Source organism: Pseudoalteromonas aliena SW19 (assembly GCF_014905615.1).
Lineage (GTDB): Bacteria > Pseudomonadota > Gammaproteobacteria > Enterobacterales > Alteromonadaceae > Pseudoalteromonas > Pseudoalteromonas aliena.
On sequence record NZ_AQGU01000025.1, the window covers coordinates 299,150 to 317,275 of the forward strand.

Genomic DNA, 18,126 nt, shown 5'->3' on the forward strand with positions numbered 1-18,126 from the left:
AGAAGATGTTTGAATTAAAATACCACACACCATATGCATGGACCGAGGTTGTCCTTGCTGACTTTAATACTTTTTTACAAGATCACGCCGCTGCAGAAAAAAAAGCATCAGGGATGGCCATGTCTATGTTGTCGCATTACCCAGATAAGCGAAAATTGGTAAAAGCCATGACAGATCTAGCGCTTGAAGAAATGATTCATTTTAAAGAAGTGCTTAAAATTTTAATGGAACGCGACGTAAACTTAGGTGACGACAAAAAAGATCCATACATTAAACAAATCCGCGGCTTATTTAGAAACGGTCGTGATGAATTTTTAATGGATAGATTACTCGTTGGTGGTGTAATTGAAGCACGCGGCCATGAACGCTTTTCTTTAGTTGCCCAAGCCTTGCCAGAAGGAAAAGAAAAAGAGTTTTATGCTGCTATTGCTGCCTCAGAAGAAAAGCATAAAAACTTATTTGTCGAACTGGCTTACGAATATTTCGACAAAGAAGACGTTAATATTCGCCTAGAAGAATTACTAGTAGCTGAAGCAAAAATTTGCCAAAGCATTCCATTTACACCAGCCTTACATTAACTTACTTAATGAATACGCTTTTGTTTGTGCAAACTCAAACTTGTAATAATTGATACTAACGCCATATTATAGGGACAACTTATTTGCATATGGCGTTGCATTTTGCGAATTATATTTGTAATAGTGCAGATACTTTATTATCTTATTAATAAATATTAATATTTTAAGCAAAAACTTTGGCTTAAAAATTGCTGAAATACTCCTGAAGTTAAACGTTAGATGTTTTACCACTAAGTACTCCTAACTATGTTGGTGAGCTTATTAACTGTTCAGTCGAATATTGGGAGCAAATACTATTTCAGCCATCAAACACTTGCATAAAAAAACCATCAATTCCACGGCTTTAGTGATCCCGCTGATTAGCCCCCCTATAAATAATGTTTTTGAGCTTGTAACAACAACACCTAAAACTAAAAAAACGCCAACTAACATGGTTGATATTGCAACAAAGTTTAAACACTCTGTGCAAAAAAAAACTCACAATATACTTTTAGTTGATGACGACCCTTTAGTTGAAATTGTGATTAGAGCGATGCTTGCAGAGCATAATTTTAATATTGATTTTGCGCCAAGTGCTATTGAAGCCATGCTAATGGTTTCCCAAGGCAATTACGATATTATTTTAATGGATATTGTTATGCCTGAGTTTACAGGCACTGATGCCATGCTAAAACTGAAAAAACACATCAACCCAGCTTCAACAAAAATTATTGCGCATACTGCAAATAAAGATGGAGTCAGTGATAGTGAATACCTCAACCTAGGTTTTGATAGCGTTTTATTAAAACCAGTGAAGCAAAGTGTATTAATCGAAATGATTAAATCGCTGTTAACATAAAGAAAATATGGAAGTAGGGCAGTTACCTCCTTAGTTAAAGCAAAGCGTAGGGTCTATTGACCTTTCAGGGTTGAATTTGTTCAATCTAGGGGCTATTTAAAAGCTACTCAATGCGCTTTTTTATTCCCATATTTATGCCTAAATTCATCAGGCATTTTAGTTTAATCATTACCAATGGCTTTAATGAATAAAAACGCCATCGTTGCGTTTACTAAAATTCATAAAACATGCACGAAATAATAATTTTTTAAATGTGCGGAGACTTCCCCCTTGATCAAAACTTGGCAACACTGACGGATTAGTTAAGCGTCAGGCTTTTCCCCACTTACCTCGGTGCTAATAAAGGTGTTGGCTGCTGTTTCGCTACCAAAGCGAACATTTCTAAAGTTAGATAAATTGCGCATTTTTAGTTCTGCTCTGAATAGGCTTAGGTTGTAATATTATGGGGAACTGGGCAACCACTTTCGTGCCTTTTCTACTAGAAGAACGTTTAATAGGTTGCTTATATTCTTTGGCTATACTATTGATAACATAATAACCAAGGCCAAAATTTACAGAGCGAGTGAGTATTGATAAGCCTTTGCCATTGTCAATTATTTGCAATATTAATTTGTCACCCACTTTATTTAGGTGCACAGTGATCTTAGTCGCACTTGCATGTTTAAATACATTCTCAACAGCATGATATAAAACCGCGTATATATCACATTGCAGTTGCTTGGTAAGAACATCTTTACCTAGCGTCACATTAAATTCAGAGTCAATACCATCCCTTGATAAACATTTAACATGAAGCATATCGATAGCTGTAGCCAAGTCGTTATGGCCTAAACTTGCATGACTATTTGCAATAGGATTTAAAATATCGTGTGCTTTTTTAAGCTTAACTAATCCATCACACAGCCTAGTTTCATTCCCATTACATAAATCAATGCCGTTTGCTAAGTTAATGGCAGCAACGCTTAAACCTTCGCGCTGCAATTGTGTTTGGTGTGATTTAAAAACACGATGAAAACTCTGTAACCAAAAGAAAATAAAGCCAGTAATGCATATAATCAGCCCAATGGCTATAAAGGCATAAAACCACATTGCACTATTTGAGCTATACCATGCTCCACTCACATCAAAACTAAATGACTGTGGTTTACTCCAAACAGCTCCATCGACTCTGCTTCTATATTCAAGAGTATAAGCATCAGGATTTAGCTTGTTTAATTGAATTAGTGGGGTAGGGATATCGTGCCATTCACTCATATTTAAGCGGTATTGATAATTAATATGATCATTTAATGTATAGATGTAATTAGTTAAAGCTATATCGAGCCAAGCAGAGTTATTAACCTTTAATGTTTCAGGGTTTAGATAAGTTTTAGTGTTTGTTTGAATGTAACTAATACCGCTATTTGGTACGATTTCATGCCTCTTTCTTTTTACTCTTATTACACCTTGATTGCTGACCGCAACAATTTTATCGCTAATACTTAAAATTCCATTTGGTGTAAAAGAATGATCGCCAGTACCTTCTAAAAGGTTAGTGTACGCATCATCTAAACTAAACTTATGAATACCATGATTGGTAGATAAATACAGCTCCTGGCTTAATGAATGTAATTCATTAATGTATAGAGGGCTAACAACTGAGTCCCACTTACCATTAACCTTTTTAAATAAACCATTCCCATAAGTTGCGGCAAAAAGCGTATTACCTAACAATTGCACATCAGCTACAGGTGCATATTTTTCAAGTTCAATCGATGCATCACCACGATCGTTGAAAGATATTAATCCTTTTTCATTTGCTATGTAGAGTTTACCCTTAAGCTTTTTAGTTGCCCAAACAATCTCATGCGGTAAGAACTTATTGATATACCCAGAATCAATTTGAGAAAGATCCGAACTAAATATTTGCACACCTTCATCATTAGTTGATAAGTAAATTTGTTTATCAATAATGGCTAGGTTAATCACATAACCTTTAAAAAACTGTGTCACAACCTCAGTATTTAGGTCAATAACATAAGCACCTAAATTAGTTGTAACTAATACGGTACCGCTTTCTTGCTGTAATGCCGTGACAGAGAAACCAAGTTTTGATATTTGCTGATTTAAATTATTAAGTGCTGAATATTTGCCATCTGAATATGCATAGAGTCCGTCATCAGTACCTACCCAAGTTTTATCATTCACTGTTGCAATAACATTATAAATAGAAGCAGCCGTAAGGCGATCGAGCCTAACCTTTGATGAAACAACCTCAAAGTGACTAACATCTAATGCCCATAGGTTCTGCTCATCATCAACAAACAAGTCTTTATAAGCTTGTGGCCTTGGGTTTATGCTTTTTTGTAATACCGATAATTGATTTATTTCAGCTTGATTTATAGAACCTCGGTCAACATAATACAAAAAATAAGGAGGTGAAAAACGTAGATGTCTTGCACTTGTAATTTCGTCATTAACAATTTTCACGTCGTTTAAATATGAATATGAAGTCATATGATCATTTAAAAAATAAACTACACCATAAGGTGTTGCAACAAGCTCCCCCTTATTAACATCTGTATTATCTATTAATCGCGTACTACTGGCATTAATAACATAAACACCGTCATTTGCCATAACATAGCCGTGGTTAGCTGATGCAGATACATCAAACATTTTTGTTTTTTTACTTAGCGGTTTAATAACTTCTAATGTTTCTAGATCAAGTAAAGCTAATTGCTCTCTCCCTAACATAAATAAATGCGTATTATTAGCGGCCAATTTAATTGCAGTAATATCACTAAGCTTTGTTGCTTCAAGCGTGTTTAAGTTAAATTGCCATACGTCTTTCTCTTTATACGCTATATACAAAAAGCCTGGTGATTGAAAAATAACATCACTGGTCCAGCGCCTAGGTAAATCAGAAAACGTTGATAAGTTAAGATAATGACTACCATCAAAACGATAGACACCATCATGCGAAGAAAAATATATATTCTTGTTATTATCTTGGGTAGCAGCGTTCAAATGTTGCATGTTAAACGCAAAACATTTAAAACTACCCAACATAAATAAGAGTAAAAATATTAACTTTTTCATAATGGTGTCCATCTTATTATTGCCAATTAATTGGCTTACACTATTCCTAGTGGGCTTATTGCGACACTGTAGGTATATGGTCTCTAGAGCCGCAATATGGCTTTACAATTGGCATCGTTACTTCTAAATCATCTGATGTTAATGAGCTTGTTTGGTAATTTAACGTTTTTGTAACGCTTTTTGGTATCGCACTTTTATACCAATTTTCATGTGCATTTTCAGGAGGGGTCACAACTAAGAATGTTGGTTTACGAGGGTCGCTTGCATTCACTTTAGTATTCCAGCTATGCAGAACTTGATCCCCAGCAGCATTGCCATACATACTCGCAAATGCTGTCGCAAGTAAATGCGCACCTGCATCACTAGTAATGATCATCGCCGTTTTAGAAAAATCACTACCACAATCAAAACTCATATCAACGTTAAGCATTGAGTTATCTGGCAGTAAAATATCTGCACTCATATATTGAATAACAGCACGATCTTTAAGTGGCTCTGATGCACTTACCATAGTTGTTGATAGTGCTAAACACGTTAGACAAGCTAACGTTAATGATTTTTTTAACATATTAAGTTTCCATTCTTTAGGCCATATACAACGTGCTTTTTGCAATAGTATTAACATAGACTTTATTCATATCATGCTTAAAAGCTTTTTGAATAAGCATCGGTCTTAACTTATTACAAATTTTAAGTACACGTTCTACAGGCAAATTTTTAGTTAAATGTAACTCCTCTCAAACTTTCTCAACCAACGTATTTACTGCCAATAAATCAGCAGCAACAAGTGTCAGTTGAATATCTTTCGAGGATACGCGATTAATTACAGCAGAGTTAATAACATCTAAAGCAAATAGTGCTTTGTTACTTTTAACTTCAAGTATTTTACTTAAATGCTAAAAAACGCTGAAATCAATACCAACAATAGTAGTGTCAAACGTATAGGTCAGTAAACGTCTTTTTATATTACATTTATTTTAGGTAAGTATATTCATGTCCCATTAATTTATCATCAAAGTAAAAAGTGGACTTATGCCATATAAATTAGGCGCAACAATTTTGCCTAAGCTGAACTCTGGTTAAGAGATTCGCTAACATATTGAACATAGAAAAAAGCGATGAGGAGTTTTTAACGCCGGCGTTTGGGTTTCGTGCCGCGTATAAATTATTGATGACATACAAAAATAAGTACAACGCATACACGCTTGAGACTATTTTAAATCGTTGGGCACCCGCAAACGGTGAACACAACGGCCAAACGTACGTTAACCTCACACAAAACTACATTAAGTACGTGGGACAACGATTAGGTATTACGGCATATGATGCGATACCCGAGCACCTCTCCCCCGAACTGATGCTCGCCATGTCAGATTTTGAAGGCGCAAAAGGGGCGTTTAATCTTCACCAAGCCCGTGAGGGAGTAACACTCGCATGATAAACAAAACATGGTTAATCACAGCGGTAGCAGGGGCATTAATAGGGGCCTTTGCTGTGTATCAAGTGAAGAAACACACCAAAGGGATTTTAGACGATGACTAAAGCAAACCCTTTTTTTAGTTGGCTGGGTGGCATTTTTGCCCCCCTCACCACGTACATAGAATATCGCGGTAAAATCAAAAAGGCCGAGCATGATAGAGAGCTGGCCGTCATCACAGGGCAAACAAAACTTGTTCAGTCGGGCGTTGATAATAACCACAACTGGGAAATGCAAAGTTTAAAGGATAAAGACAAAACCTTACGGCTCTTTAGTTACTCCATGTTTACCGCGCCCATTTTAATAACAGTTATTTCGCCAGGACATGGCGCTGAAATTTTTAAAAACCTAGAAGGTGTCCCGCCTTGGTTAATTCAAACATGGATAGCCATAAACGGCGGCGTGTGGGGGCATTGCGAGCTTAAAAAACGTCGTACCGCAGTTTATAACGTTAGTTAAGAGGGCTAAAAATGGATAGCTTAAGCCTTAACTTAAAAGACTTTATTTTTATCATTATGCAGATAATTATTATAACAATAGTCGTTGTTACCAATAGAACCCACATTGGTTTTTTACAAAACCAAAATGAAGATTTAAAAGAATGCATCAAAGAAATGCAAAAAATCATCACAGCGCTACGTGTTAAAGTCGGTATTTAACACGTAGCGCCCACGCTATAAAAACAACGTTACCTGTAATATCTCATAGTCGTACTATAAGAAAACGTTCCTCTCTTCCCATCCTAAAAAAGCCTGTCCCTAGAATCATATTTATAATTGGCAATAACTTACTATATTTGCTATTAATACATACTCATAAAATAAGGACATTTTCGCGTAATAATAGAGGGAGTGTTCTCTGATTAGGCTCTTAAATGCCAATTACTAGTTTTTCAATTATCTCATTAAAAGGAAATTAATATGTCAATAGTTTTAACAAAAGGTCAATTTACAACTTTAGGTCCTGAAGATGTTTGGAAAATTTATAATAATTTACATGGGCTGTTTAGAGGTGGAGCAAATACTAAAACTCCAAAATTAGTGAGGGCTGATGGACCAAGAAGAAAAGACTTGGATATTCGGGTTGATCCTAACACTAAACTAGAAACAGTTTATCCAAACCCAATTAAAGGCTTGTCTTTTGCTGATAGTGTAGAAACACTAGCAGATAAAGATTTGGAAGGCCAAGTTTGGTTTATTCCAAAAGGAACAATAATACCAGGTAATTTAGTTTTTAATGTGAAGGATTATGATCATCCTTTACTTAATGTATCTAAACCGATGAGCGTATTAGATTTAACTGTTCTTCTTACAGAACTTGCTTCATTGATGAAACCATGTGATATAAAAATTGGGCGTAATGGGAAAATTATAGAGAAGTTCCCTGGAGCATTATCAAAGGTGTCTAACGGATGATTAAACGTGATGTAGTAATGCCAATTGAGCTAATTCAAGAAATAGCTCAGATAGTGCATAAAGAAAATTATTTAATTTTGAAAGAGGCTTTTCCAAGTGTTGAAATGCAAGGATCTGTTTTCCTAAGTCAAGAAGAGGCTGAAGCCCTAGTTGATTTAGCCGTTATTGAAAAGAAAAAGGCTCGACTTAGATTTCCATATTATGATGACGAACATCCTTTATATAATGAAAATCATGAAGATAGTTTTGATGATATTCAAATGGGTATTTATGAAAAGACTCTTTATTACGTAGAATCTGCTTTCAAAAAAAATAGTTTCAAGCATTTGTTATAAGGCATTTAATATTGCGGCGTTTAAGCATAAGGGATCCTATGAACATTTATTTATTCGTTTATCATGCAATACCAACTAAAGGTTCGTTAGAGTTTGGAAAAGTAGGTGGCGCTCATATAGAAATTATTGCAAAGGGTAGTTATGAGTAAGTACTCTCTTTTAAAAACTTAGAAGGGGTCCCGCCTTGGTTAATTCAAACATGGATAGCCATTAACGGGGGCGTGTGGGGCATTGCGAGTTTAAAAAACGTCGTACCGCAGTTTATCACCTTGGTTAAGAGGGCTAAAAATGGATAGCTTAAGCCTAAACTTAAAAGACTTTATTTTTATCATTATGCAGATAATTATTATAACAACAGTCGTTGTTACCAATAGAACCCACATTGGTTTTTTACAAAACCAAAATGAAGATTTAAAAGAATGCATTAAAGAAATGCAGAAAATCATCACCGCGCTACGTGTTAAAGTCGGCATTTAACACGTAGCGCCTACGCTATTTAAATCAATGTTACCTGTAATATCTCATAGTCGTACTATGCGGACACTTTCCTCTTTTTCTCATCCTAAAACAGCCTGTCCCTAGAACCATACTTATAATTGGCAATAACTTACTGAATCTGCTATTAATAGAAACTCATAAATAAGAGTATTTAGTTGCCAATTGCTCTCTCTATGCGCATTTATTTATTAAATGACGAATATTGAGTTATCACCGTTAAATTCACAAATTTCAATCTCTAGGTATGTAATCAATGAAAAGTATCAACATAATATCTCTTGTTCAAGCTCACCAAAGTCTTGAACCTGTTGAATATGGCGAGTATATCAAACATTACGGTATAGATATAAAAAATAACGAAGTTGAAGACCTTAAACATTTCGTTTTGAAAATGTATGAAATATTAACTTTTTTGAATATATTTAATGATTTTTACGTGGGGTATAAAATTCAACATATTAGCAAAGAATTCGATTTGCTAAGGTTTGGTAGTAACTACATTATAAATGTAGAGCTGAAAAATAGCAGTACGCCAGATAAAGTCAAAAAGCAGTTAACAAGAAATAAATATTATTTGAGCCATATTAAAAAAGTTGTACATAATTTTACTTACGTAGTGCAAACGAATACCTTGTATAAACTTGATGGGAAAAGTGAGTTGGAAGTGGTTGATTTTTCACTGCTGACACAGTTACTGACCAATCAAAATTTGATGAAGTTTGATAACCCTGATGTTTTTTTTAACCCATCCGACTACTTGGTTTCTCCTTTTAATTCAACGGAGAAATTCATTCATGATCAGTATTTTCTTACCAACCAACAAGAAGACATTAGAAATCAAGTATTCAGTAAAATCAATAAAGGTACAACAGAATTCATTTCAGTTAATGGTGGGCCTGGGACGGGAAAAACACTTTTAACGTATGATATCGTAAAGCGTATTAAAAACACTAAGAATACGGCAATCGTACATTGTGGACTATTAAACGAAGGGCATAATAAACTAAACAAACTAGGGTGGAACATTATCCCGATTAAAAACTTTAGAAATTATGACTTGTCGAATATAGATTTGGTAGTGATTGATGAAGCGCAAAGAATATATGTTAACCAACTAGAGCAACTAGTGATAGATGCTAAATCTAGTAATACCTCATGTGTATTTTCTTATGATAAGCAACAAACATTATCATCTAGGGAACGACTTGCTGATATTGAAAGTAAAATTGATGCCATAAGTGGAATCGTAAAATTTAAATTATCAGATAAAATTAGGACCAACAAGGAGATTGCTAGTTTTATTAAGGTCCTCTTTAATAGCAGGAGAACTGATGTTGCTTTTGAAGATTGCGGTAATGTTGACTTTGACTATTTCACTGATGCAAACACTGTTAAGAATTATATTCGCTTAATAAGTAATGAAGGGTGGGAAGTTCTCAAATTAACCCCATCACAATATGATAAAGAACATCATGAGTCATATTCAGATATTGATAGTAAAAATTCACATACAGTGATTGGCCAAGAGTTTGATAATGTCGCGGTAGTTATTGATGAATACTTCTCTTACAACGAAAATGGAAAGTTAAGTTACAAATCAAAAACATACTATGATTCAGTTAAAATGCTTTTTCAAAATATTACTCGAACTAGAAAAAGATTAAAGCTAATAATCATTGGAAACAAACAAGTGCTGAATAGATGTTTGAATATTTTAAACTAGGTATGAAAGGCAACTAACAAGCACTTTAAACGGAACAAAAACAGCGTCAATCTATAGTTATAGCAATTACCAATAGGGTACTTGCTATAACTTTTATATTAGTAAGATTTAGAAATCATTTAACAGCTTTAGGCTGTTTTTTTATCTCCGTATTTCAACACAATATCTTTGAGCGTAAATTGCTCACTCATTTTAATTAAATCATTGCCAATGGTTTTTAGCGTATCACTGGCTGCAACCAATTCATGTAAGTGGTCAATTTTATGCTGTAGGGCGTTTACATGGCTTTCATTGTAGCGTGCTGCACGTTGTAAAAATTCTATTTTGTTTATGTAGTCAGGTTCGTAGCGTTTTCCGTGAGGTGTCCACAAATAACCTTCACGGCAAATATAAAACCCATCCCAATTTTTATGAAAGCTCATCCCACCGTTTATTCGTTGTTCAAGCATTAGCACCGCACGTGGACAAGGCTTGTCTGTACTTATCCAGCGCTCTAAGGTTCGCTCAGTATTAATAAGTAAAAACTCCATAACAGCGCGTTTGTCTAATTTATCAAAGTTCATAAAGCCAGCACGAAACAATAAATTTTTAAATGTACTCATAAAAATGTGATCCATAAAATAATAACCCGAGAGGATTCTCAGGGGCGCTCATTGTGTTATCGCTTACTGATTTTTAAAGGGATCATCATAGATAAGCGTGTTTTTATAAATAAATATGTAATTTTCCATTCTTTTTTTAGATTGCTATATTTATTTTTTACGATTTAACCGAACACACAAGAGAAATAGAAAACATATAAAAATGAGGCTTAGGGGAGGTAAATTACCCACATAAAACCTCCCACATCCTATTTAACATAATATAAATTATAGGTAGTTAACGCATATATAATAAGAGCGCTTAAATGCGCCCTCGCTATGTCCAATACTAGACGGTATCGGACATTAAGTGGTTCTATATTACAATACAAACATTACTAATACGGATACTTTATTTATCCAGTTGTTCAATCAATACTTAGTAAACGCTCAGCTGTATATTCGTTAGTAATTAATCCACTGATCATGTTTGACCTTACTGCGCCCAAAATGGCTAATACTTTTTCTTCGCCAGCAGCTATCGCATAAATCTGTTTGTTAGCATTTGTTTTTAATGGCGTACTTGCTACACGCTGATTAACTGTGCAATCTAAAAGCTTACCGTTTTTATCAAACACCCAACTAATCATTTCGCCAATAGCACCAAGATCTTGTAATTCTGTAAGTTCTTGCGCATCAATAAAACCATCTATATGTAACGGCGATTTTTCACCTAAGCTACCAATACCAACAAATGTTACATCGGCGTCTTTAGCGAGTTTTAAATTGCCGGTTATATTTTGCTGTGCGTGTAATTGCTCTTTTTCTTCAATGCTTCTTGGTAAAACTGGCAATGGCATTGGATAATGTTTTGCATTGGTATGTTCGGCCATTCTTACTACAACATCATAAGGTGAAGCCGAACCATCCAAAGCCATATTACCCAGCATTGCTACAATTTTATGTTGCGGACAATCAACGGTTCTTAGTTCATCTACACATGCACGTAAAACTCGGCCGGTTCCCATTGCAACGACTTTAGGTTGTTCTGATTTTAAATGACGTTCTATTTCTGCCGCGCCAGCTTGAGCTAAACCTAATGTAGATGAAGGCTCAGACGGATCGCTCGGCACAACTTCACACGAATCTAACCCAAAACGGCTTTTTAATTTTTCGGCCAAATCCATACATTTTGCAATAGGATGATCGAGCCTAACTTTTATTAATCCTTGGCTAACTGATAATGCGACCATTCTTTGTGCTGATTGGCGAGATACATTTAGCTTTTTAGCTATTTCATCTTGTGTTTTACCGCCAACATAATACAGCCACCCTGCTCTGGCTGCATCATCGAGCTTTCTAATTTCTGTATTTGATAGCTTTACCACGTAAACCTCTTAGAATAGAAAGAAAACTAAGTCTTTATTTTCATTACATAATTTTAATTCTATGTGCTGCTATATAAATTTTTTAGTATCTAATTATCAATAACGTTTTTGTTATTTACAGTTGTAAATATACCATTCCTTAATAAAAAACACCTAGGTTTCATATGATTATGTAATTAAAATAAGGTGCTATTTAAGGTAATTTAAAGTTCGTAGGAGGTATAAATGCAGGTAATCCTTTAAAAATAAGCTGTTGGTCAAACCTATGAACAGTTTATTTTTTAGTGTTTTTTAAGCAACGTTCTTGAGCTTATGATGGGGTTAGCTTAGTATTAAAGCACTTAGATGTATTCAAAAATAGAAGTAACCTACATATGGAATTTGTTCGCCCGCTTGAGCCTATACTCATCATTGACGATGTAAAAGAAATACGTGATTATCTAAACCAAATTCTAACCGAGTTAGGTTATGAAGATATTTTAGAAAGCGTAGATTTTAGCTCAGCAAAACCGGTTATTGATGAAAAGTCCCCTAATGTTATCTTTTTAGATGTTGATTTACCGGACTCTGATGGCACCGATATTTTAGAATTTATAAATTTAACTTACCCGCAGGCACACGTTGTAATGTGCTCTGGCCATAACAGTTTTGAAAACGTACAAAACACGTGGGAGCTGGGTGCAAAAGGATTTATTGCAAAACCATTTAACGCAAAAAAAGTAGACACCGTAATGAAGCGGCTCGAACTTATAGACTAGTTGGTATATAAAAAGGTTAGCATGCGCAGTATTGTAACAACAATTATAGACGATTTATCGAGTGTTATATTTGGTAAACAACAACAGATTAAATTGGCACTTACTTGTTTGCTTAGCGAAGGCCATTTACTAATAGAAGATTTACCCGGTATGGGTAAAACAACGCTCTCGCATGCTTTAGCGGCTGTGCTTGGTTTATCGTATCAGCGAATACAATTTACTAGCGACTTACTACCCGCCGATATCCTAGGTACTAATGTATTTAATGCACGCGAGCATAGCTTTACGTTTCATAAAGGACCTATTTTTAGCCAAGTTGTTTTAGCTGATGAAATAAATCGAGCAGGCCCTAAAACACAAAGCGCATTACTTGAGGCAATGGAAGAGCAACAAGTTACTGTTGATGGTAAAAAGTATACGCTGCCCAACCCATTTTTTGTTATTGCAACACAAAACCCTCTTTATCAATCAGGTACTTATCCCCTTCCTGAATCCCAATTAGATCGTTTTTTAATGCGTATTAGCTTGGGATTTCCGCCAAAAGAGGCGGAAAAACGTTTAATTTTAAATATGCAAAAGCGTGATTATACTCAATTACCACAACGTATTGATCAGCAACAATTAGCGCAGATTCAAACACACATTCAGCAAATAACTTTAAGTTCACCAGTTGTTGACTATATCATTGAGCTTGTTAATTTTACGCGAAGTAGCAATGCTTTTGCAGCGGCGCTTTCACCAAGAGCAAGTATGGCGCTTGCTAAAGCGGCAAAGTCGTGGGCATTTATAGATGGCCGCGATTTTGTATTACCTGAAGATGTTCAAGCTGTATTTACGAGTGTGTGTCAACATCGCTTAGGGCTGCATAATGAGTCGGGTGAATCGCAAGTTAACGATATTTTAAAAGCAGTGTCGGTTCCGGTATAAAATTTTATGCCAAAAAAATCGATTAAGCGCCCTACTTTATACACCTCATTTAAACGTGCTGTTTTTAATAAACTTTTGAAAAGTAAGCATTTAAAAAATTCAATTACGCTTGAACATAACACTATTTATGTTTTACCGTCGTCTCTTGGTTGGTACTTTATTGTTGTCGCTATTTTAAACTTTGTGATGGGTATTAATTATCAAAATAATTTAATTTTAATAATGTCCTACCTTATGTTTGTAGTAATAGTAATAGCTATTTTAATGGGTTATAGCAACGTAAGAGGCTTAACAGTCACATTTAAAAATGTGTTTTCGAGTTTTGCAGCGCAAACACCCAGCGCACAATTTATTTTACAAAGTACACATGCGTGCCAGTCAATATCGCTTATTTATCAGGATATTACTCAAACTTATTGTCACCTTGATGAAATAAATAACACCGCCGTTACTGCAACGCTTAATTTACCTTATGAGCAACGTGGACGTTATGCTTTTCAGCGTATTAAAATTGCTAGTAACTACCCTTTTGGTTTAGTAACTGTTTGGAGTTACGTTCAACCTCAAGCAACTGTATTTGTCTATCCATCGCTAGAAAAAGTACACAGTGATGCACATGTTAGTTCACTTGATGAACAGGCCGATAATGGCAAAGTAAAAAAACTCGGAAGTGAAGAGTTTGAACATTTAGTTATTCATCAGCCAGAGATGGGGCTAAATAGAGTATCTTGGAAACACTATGCTAAAACTCAACAGTTATTGGTAAAAGAATTTGTTGATTTTAAAACAGCAAATGCTTTGTTTGATTTTAATTTAATGACAGGCGGCACTGAACAGCGCTTAAGCCAATTGTGTTTTTTAGTCTGTGAAGCCACAGAGCAAAACAGCTCTTTTATGTTAAAACTGCCAAATAAATCGATAGAAATAAACACAGGTCAACAACACAAGCAGCAGTGTTTAGAATGCTTAAGTACTTATGATGGCGATGTATTATGAATAACATCAAAAATGAAAAAATAGTTAACTTTTCATTGTGCTTTATCTACGCCTTTTTAATTGTGTTTTTTATTGCACATTTACCCATTGCATTTGTGAGTGTGCTAGCTACGTTATCTGTATGGAATTTTGTAATCGCCTTTAGAAACACTAAAAAGCCCAATGCATGGCTTGCAAATATATTGGCTGGCTCTTCTCTAGTTGTAATGATTTACAGTGTTGGAATGTCCGATACGGTTATATTATTTGTTGCTATGTTACTGCTTTCTAGTATTTTTAAATTGCTACAAGCTAAAACAAAAAAGCATTATCATATTATTATCACCCTTACTTTTTTCTCTCTCTCGTCTGCGTATTTATTTAACCAAAGTATAATAACAACCTTAGTTATAAGTGGTTTGTTTATACTAAACTTTGCTGTACTTGGGTTATTAGAGTCAAAGCACAACTTAAAAATGGTTTCAAAACAAAGTAGTAAACTATTTTTAATGGCATTGCCGCTGGCAATATTTTTACTCTTATTTTTACCTAAAATCCCTGCATTTTGGCAGTTGCCAGGGCCAAAGCTAGCCAAAACAGGGCTTTCTGAGCAGGTAGACCCCTTTGATATTGCAAAGCTTTCTAATTCTGACGAATTAGTTTTTAGAGCTACATTTAATCAACAAGCCCCCAGTTCCCCTTATTATTGGCGAGCTATTGTGCATGACGAATTTAATGGCAATGCGTGGCTTATGTCTGACTATTTAAAATATAATAATCAATCTAACAACAGCTCAAGCGTTACAAACAATACCCAAAAGCTGGCGAACTATACGATTATTGCAGAGCCTGCTACCCAAAAATGGTTATACGGATTGGCCTATTCAATGAGTAATAGCAAAAACGTAAACAACAGTTTGCTTGGTGTATTACGTAAAAAAAATTATCAGGCCAAAAGTTTACAATACAATGTCAGCAGCTTTGACTTTGAAAGTACTGCGCTTGAGCCGTTTGAAAAAAAACGCTATACGTATCTTGCTCACAAACAAAATAGCCAAGCCTCTGAATTAGCTAATGGTTTAATGCAGCATGTTAATTCAGATCGTGATTTCTATAATGCCTTGTTACAGTATTTTGTAGAAAAAGAGTTTAAATACACACTTACGCCTTCCCCTATGAGTGGTGATAATACAATTGATCAGTTTTTATTTGAAAACAAACGTGGCTTTTGTGGGCACTATGCTAGCGCCGCTGCGTATATTTTTAGAGATGCAGGCATACCTGCTCGTGTAGTAAGTGGTTATTTAGGCGGTGAATTAAATCAAGATAATAATACGCTAACAGTTCGTCAGTACGACGCGCATGCGTGGGTAGAAGTATATTTAGAAAACGAAGGTTGGGTTATTTTTGATGCAACCGCCGTTGTTGCCCCCGAACGATTAAATGGATCTCTTTCACAAAACGATGAACTTAATGATGAGTTTAAAAGTAATCTTGATTTTGGTTTAGTCAGGTTAAGTAACTTTGCTGCTATTAATTGGTTAAGACTCGAGATTGAAAATCTAGATTATAAATGGTCTAGCTGGGTTTTAGGGTTTGATGACGAAAAGCAAAGTGACTTTTTAAAATCATTTTTTGGTAGTAAAAATAGTTGGCTGGTGCCTCTAATGGTGCTTTTAATCGCTGGTTTTAGCTTTGCAGGCTATTTTGTTTATTTAAATTGGCCGCAAAAAAGTAAAACAAAACCCCCTCCTATCGTCAAAGAGTACCTTGATATTTTACGCTGGGCGCAAAAAAATAAAGTTATTGCACCTGAGCACTTAACGCCAAACCAGCAACTTGAATATATTTCGCAAAAAAAACCTGAAGTTGGGCTATTAATCATCGAATTTAGTCAGTTATTTAACCAAGTACGTTATGCTAAAACGCCATTTACAAAAGAGCGTAAAACTCAGGCTAAAGATCTGATAAAATTAATTAAAAGCACAAATAAGAGAAAAATATGAATGCGGTTGTTATAGGCGTTATTTTAATGCTGGGGCTTACTTTAGTCCGCGTAAATGTCATAGTGGCAATGACACTCAGTGCCCTTGTAGCAGGTTTAACTGCAGGCTTAGATTTAAAAGAAAGCCTAGATGCATTTAATTCCGGTTTGTCGGCCGGCGCTGAAATTGCTTTAAGTTATGCCATGCTAGGTGCATTTGCTGTAGCAATTTCTAAATCGGGTTTAACGCGAATTTTAGCTGCTAAATTACTTGCTAAGGTTAATGCTAAAGATAGCGGCAGTGAAACTGTACTGAGTTATTTTATATTATTAATTATTTTAGCCTGCGCCGTATCATCGCAAAACTTGGTACCTGTACACATTGCGTTTATACCTATTCTTATTCCTCCATTACTTGTGGTATTTAATAAACTTCGATTAGACCGCCGTGCCATTGCATGTATTTTAACGTTTGGTTTGGCCACATCCTACATGGTTTTACCTTATGGCTTTGGCGGTATTTATTTGTATTCGATTTTGCATAAAAATCTAGTCGATAACGGCTTAAGCATAGTTAATACCCAAGTACCGATGGCAATGATTATACCCGCTATTGGTATGTTTATAGGTTTACTTATTGCGGTATTTTTTACCTATCGTAAACGCCGCGATTACAAACAACAGTCGCTTACAACTGAGAGTAAATCAGTGGCTGTCGAGAATCCTAAAAAAGTGATGCTAGTTGGCTTATTTGCAGTGCTCGCCTCTTTAGTTGCACAAAACGTAAGTGGCTCAATGATTTTAGGCGGCTTAGTCGGCGTAATGATTTTTAGCGTATTTGGTGTTGTTAAATGGGAAGAAAATGGCGACGTATTTAGCAAAGGCGTTGCAATGATGGCAATGATTGGTTTTATTATGATATCAGCACAGGGTTTTGCATCGGTTATGCAAGCCACTGGCGATGTGGAGAGCTTAGTAAATAGTACCGCTACTTTATTTGACGGAAATAAGCCCATAGCTGCAGCCGTTATTTTACTTGTTGGATTACTGATCACAATGGGCATTGGTAGTTCATTTTCAACAGTGCCTATTATTGCTGCCTTGTTTGTACCTTTGTGTTTAGAGCTGGGTTTTTCAGTAATGGCCACTGCCGCTCTTGTCGGTACCGCCGGCGCACTAGGTGATGCAGGCTCCCCTGCGTCAGATTCAACACTTGGCCCAACATCAGGTTTAAATGCCGATGGGCAGCACGACCATATTTGGGATTCGGTTGTACCGACCTTTGTGCACTTTAATATACCGTTACTAATATTTGGTTGGATAGCGGCAATGGTGCTTTAAGTGGTATTGATGTAAATATTAGTGCGTTTAATTGAGGCTCTATTTGAGAAAAGGTATGTTTAAAGCATACCTTTTCACTACTAACAGTTCTCAGCCCTATCAATTAATAGCTTTCTATTCTGATTACTTTAGTCGTTAATATTAACATCGCTGTTGAGATTATATTTAGTATAAATTAGTATGATGTGTTCTTTTTTGGTTTTTTATATAAGCACCTTAATTGGTGC

Annotated in this window: 18 protein-coding genes; 14 read left to right on the plus strand and 4 right to left on the minus strand. The window is 35.4% G+C overall.

Annotation, left to right across the window (positions count from 1 at the left end; translation table 11 throughout):
• Positions 1–5: 5 nt before the first annotated feature.
• A complete protein-coding gene (gene miaE / locus PALI_RS06865) occupies positions 6–578 on the plus strand; it encodes a tRNA-(ms[2]io[6]A)-hydroxylase (RefSeq protein ID WP_193155364.1) in 573 nt (190 codons plus the stop codon).
• Positions 579–924: 346 nt separating this feature from the next.
• Positions 925–1,416, plus strand: coding sequence for a response regulator (locus PALI_RS06870; protein WP_226894507.1), 492 nt, complete (start codon positions 925–927; stop codon positions 1,414–1,416).
• Positions 1,417–1,803: 387 nt separating this feature from the next.
• On the opposite strand, the gene PALI_RS06875 is transcribed toward PALI_RS06870, so the two are convergent.
• Both PALI_RS06875 and PALI_RS06880 read right to left on the minus strand, forming a co-directional pair.
• Positions 1,804–4,497 carry an ATP-binding protein gene (locus tag PALI_RS06875; protein ID WP_193155365.1) on the minus strand — a complete coding sequence of 898 codons (2,694 nt, stop codon included), beginning with the start codon at positions 4,495–4,497 and terminating at the stop codon, positions 1,804–1,806.
• 55 nt (positions 4,498–4,552) lie between these two features.
• Positions 4,553–5,065, minus strand: a complete 513-nt coding sequence (locus PALI_RS06880; RefSeq protein ID WP_226894508.1) for a hypothetical protein — start codon at positions 5,063–5,065, stop codon at positions 4,553–4,555.
• Positions 5,066–5,596: 531 nt separating this feature from the next.
• Here PALI_RS06880 and PALI_RS06885 point away from each other — a divergent pair.
• The 7 genes from PALI_RS06885 (at position 5,597) to PALI_RS06915 (ending at position 9,945) form a co-directional block, all read left to right on the plus strand.
• Positions 5,597–5,935 carry a hypothetical protein gene (locus tag PALI_RS06885; RefSeq protein WP_193155366.1) on the plus strand — a complete coding sequence of 113 codons (339 nt, stop codon included), beginning with the start codon at positions 5,597–5,599 and terminating at the stop codon, positions 5,933–5,935.
• A 96-nt stretch (positions 5,936–6,031) separates the two neighbouring features.
• Positions 6,032–6,433, plus strand: a complete 402-nt coding sequence (locus PALI_RS06890) for a hypothetical protein (RefSeq protein ID WP_193155367.1) — start codon at positions 6,032–6,034, stop codon at positions 6,431–6,433.
• An 11-nt stretch (positions 6,434–6,444) separates the two neighbouring features.
• The gene (locus PALI_RS06895) at positions 6,445–6,633 is read left to right on the plus strand and encodes a hypothetical protein (RefSeq protein WP_193155368.1); all 189 of its coding nucleotides are present in this window, start codon (positions 6,445–6,447) and stop codon (positions 6,631–6,633) included.
• A gap of 261 nt (positions 6,634–6,894) precedes the next feature.
• Positions 6,895–7,389, plus strand: a complete 495-nt coding sequence (locus tag PALI_RS06900; protein ID WP_193155369.1) for a hypothetical protein — start codon at positions 6,895–6,897, stop codon at positions 7,387–7,389.
• A complete protein-coding gene (locus PALI_RS06905) occupies positions 7,386–7,724 on the plus strand; it encodes a hypothetical protein (RefSeq protein WP_193155370.1) in 339 nt (112 codons plus the stop codon). Before PALI_RS06900 ends, PALI_RS06905 begins: the two co-directional genes overlap by 4 nt.
• Positions 7,725–8,012: 288 nt before the next feature.
• Complete coding sequence (locus tag PALI_RS06910) at positions 8,013–8,201, plus strand: hypothetical protein (RefSeq protein WP_077537901.1); 189 nt, start codon at positions 8,013–8,015, stop codon at positions 8,199–8,201.
• 274 nt (positions 8,202–8,475) lie between these two features.
• Positions 8,476–9,945, plus strand: coding sequence for a DNA/RNA helicase domain-containing protein (locus PALI_RS06915; RefSeq protein ID WP_193155371.1), 1,470 nt, complete (start codon positions 8,476–8,478; stop codon positions 9,943–9,945).
• A 128-nt stretch (positions 9,946–10,073) separates the two neighbouring features.
• Here PALI_RS06915 and PALI_RS06920 read toward each other — a convergent pair whose 3' ends face one another.
• Together PALI_RS06920 and PALI_RS06925 are read right to left on the minus strand one after the other, a co-directional pair.
• Positions 10,074–10,547: a DUF3653 domain-containing protein gene (locus tag PALI_RS06920; RefSeq protein ID WP_193155372.1), complete on the minus strand. Its 474-nt coding sequence runs from the start codon at positions 10,545–10,547 to the stop codon at positions 10,074–10,076.
• A gap of 407 nt (positions 10,548–10,954) precedes the next feature.
• Positions 10,955–11,914 carry a sugar-binding transcriptional regulator gene (locus PALI_RS06925; protein WP_193155373.1) on the minus strand — a complete coding sequence of 320 codons (960 nt, stop codon included), beginning with the start codon at positions 11,912–11,914 and terminating at the stop codon, positions 10,955–10,957.
• A 374-nt stretch (positions 11,915–12,288) separates the two neighbouring features.
• On the opposite strand from PALI_RS06925, the gene PALI_RS06930 reads away from it, so the two are divergent.
• From PALI_RS06930 to PALI_RS06950, 5 genes are read left to right on the plus strand one after another with little or no spacing between them, the layout of a single operon-like run.
• Positions 12,289–12,672 (plus strand): response regulator, encoded by a 384-nt coding sequence (locus tag PALI_RS06930; protein WP_077537908.1) that lies wholly within the window; start codon positions 12,289–12,291, stop codon positions 12,670–12,672.
• A 21-nt stretch (positions 12,673–12,693) separates the two neighbouring features.
• Entirely contained in the window at positions 12,694–13,599 is a 906-nt protein-coding gene (locus tag PALI_RS06935; RefSeq protein ID WP_077537909.1) for an AAA family ATPase, read from the plus strand.
• A 6-nt stretch (positions 13,600–13,605) separates the two neighbouring features.
• Positions 13,606–14,595 carry a DUF58 domain-containing protein gene (locus PALI_RS06940; RefSeq protein WP_193155374.1) on the plus strand — a complete coding sequence of 330 codons (990 nt, stop codon included), beginning with the start codon at positions 13,606–13,608 and terminating at the stop codon, positions 14,593–14,595.
• Positions 14,592–16,580, plus strand: coding sequence for a transglutaminase family protein (locus tag PALI_RS06945; protein ID WP_193155375.1), 1,989 nt, complete (start codon positions 14,592–14,594; stop codon positions 16,578–16,580). Before PALI_RS06940 ends, PALI_RS06945 begins: the two co-directional genes overlap by 4 nt.
• A complete protein-coding gene (locus tag PALI_RS06950) occupies positions 16,577–17,899 on the plus strand; it encodes a Na+/H+ antiporter family protein (protein ID WP_077537912.1) in 1,323 nt (440 codons plus the stop codon). The genes PALI_RS06945 and PALI_RS06950 overlap by 4 nt, the downstream gene beginning before the upstream one ends.
• Positions 17,900–18,126: the final 227 nt, after the last annotated feature.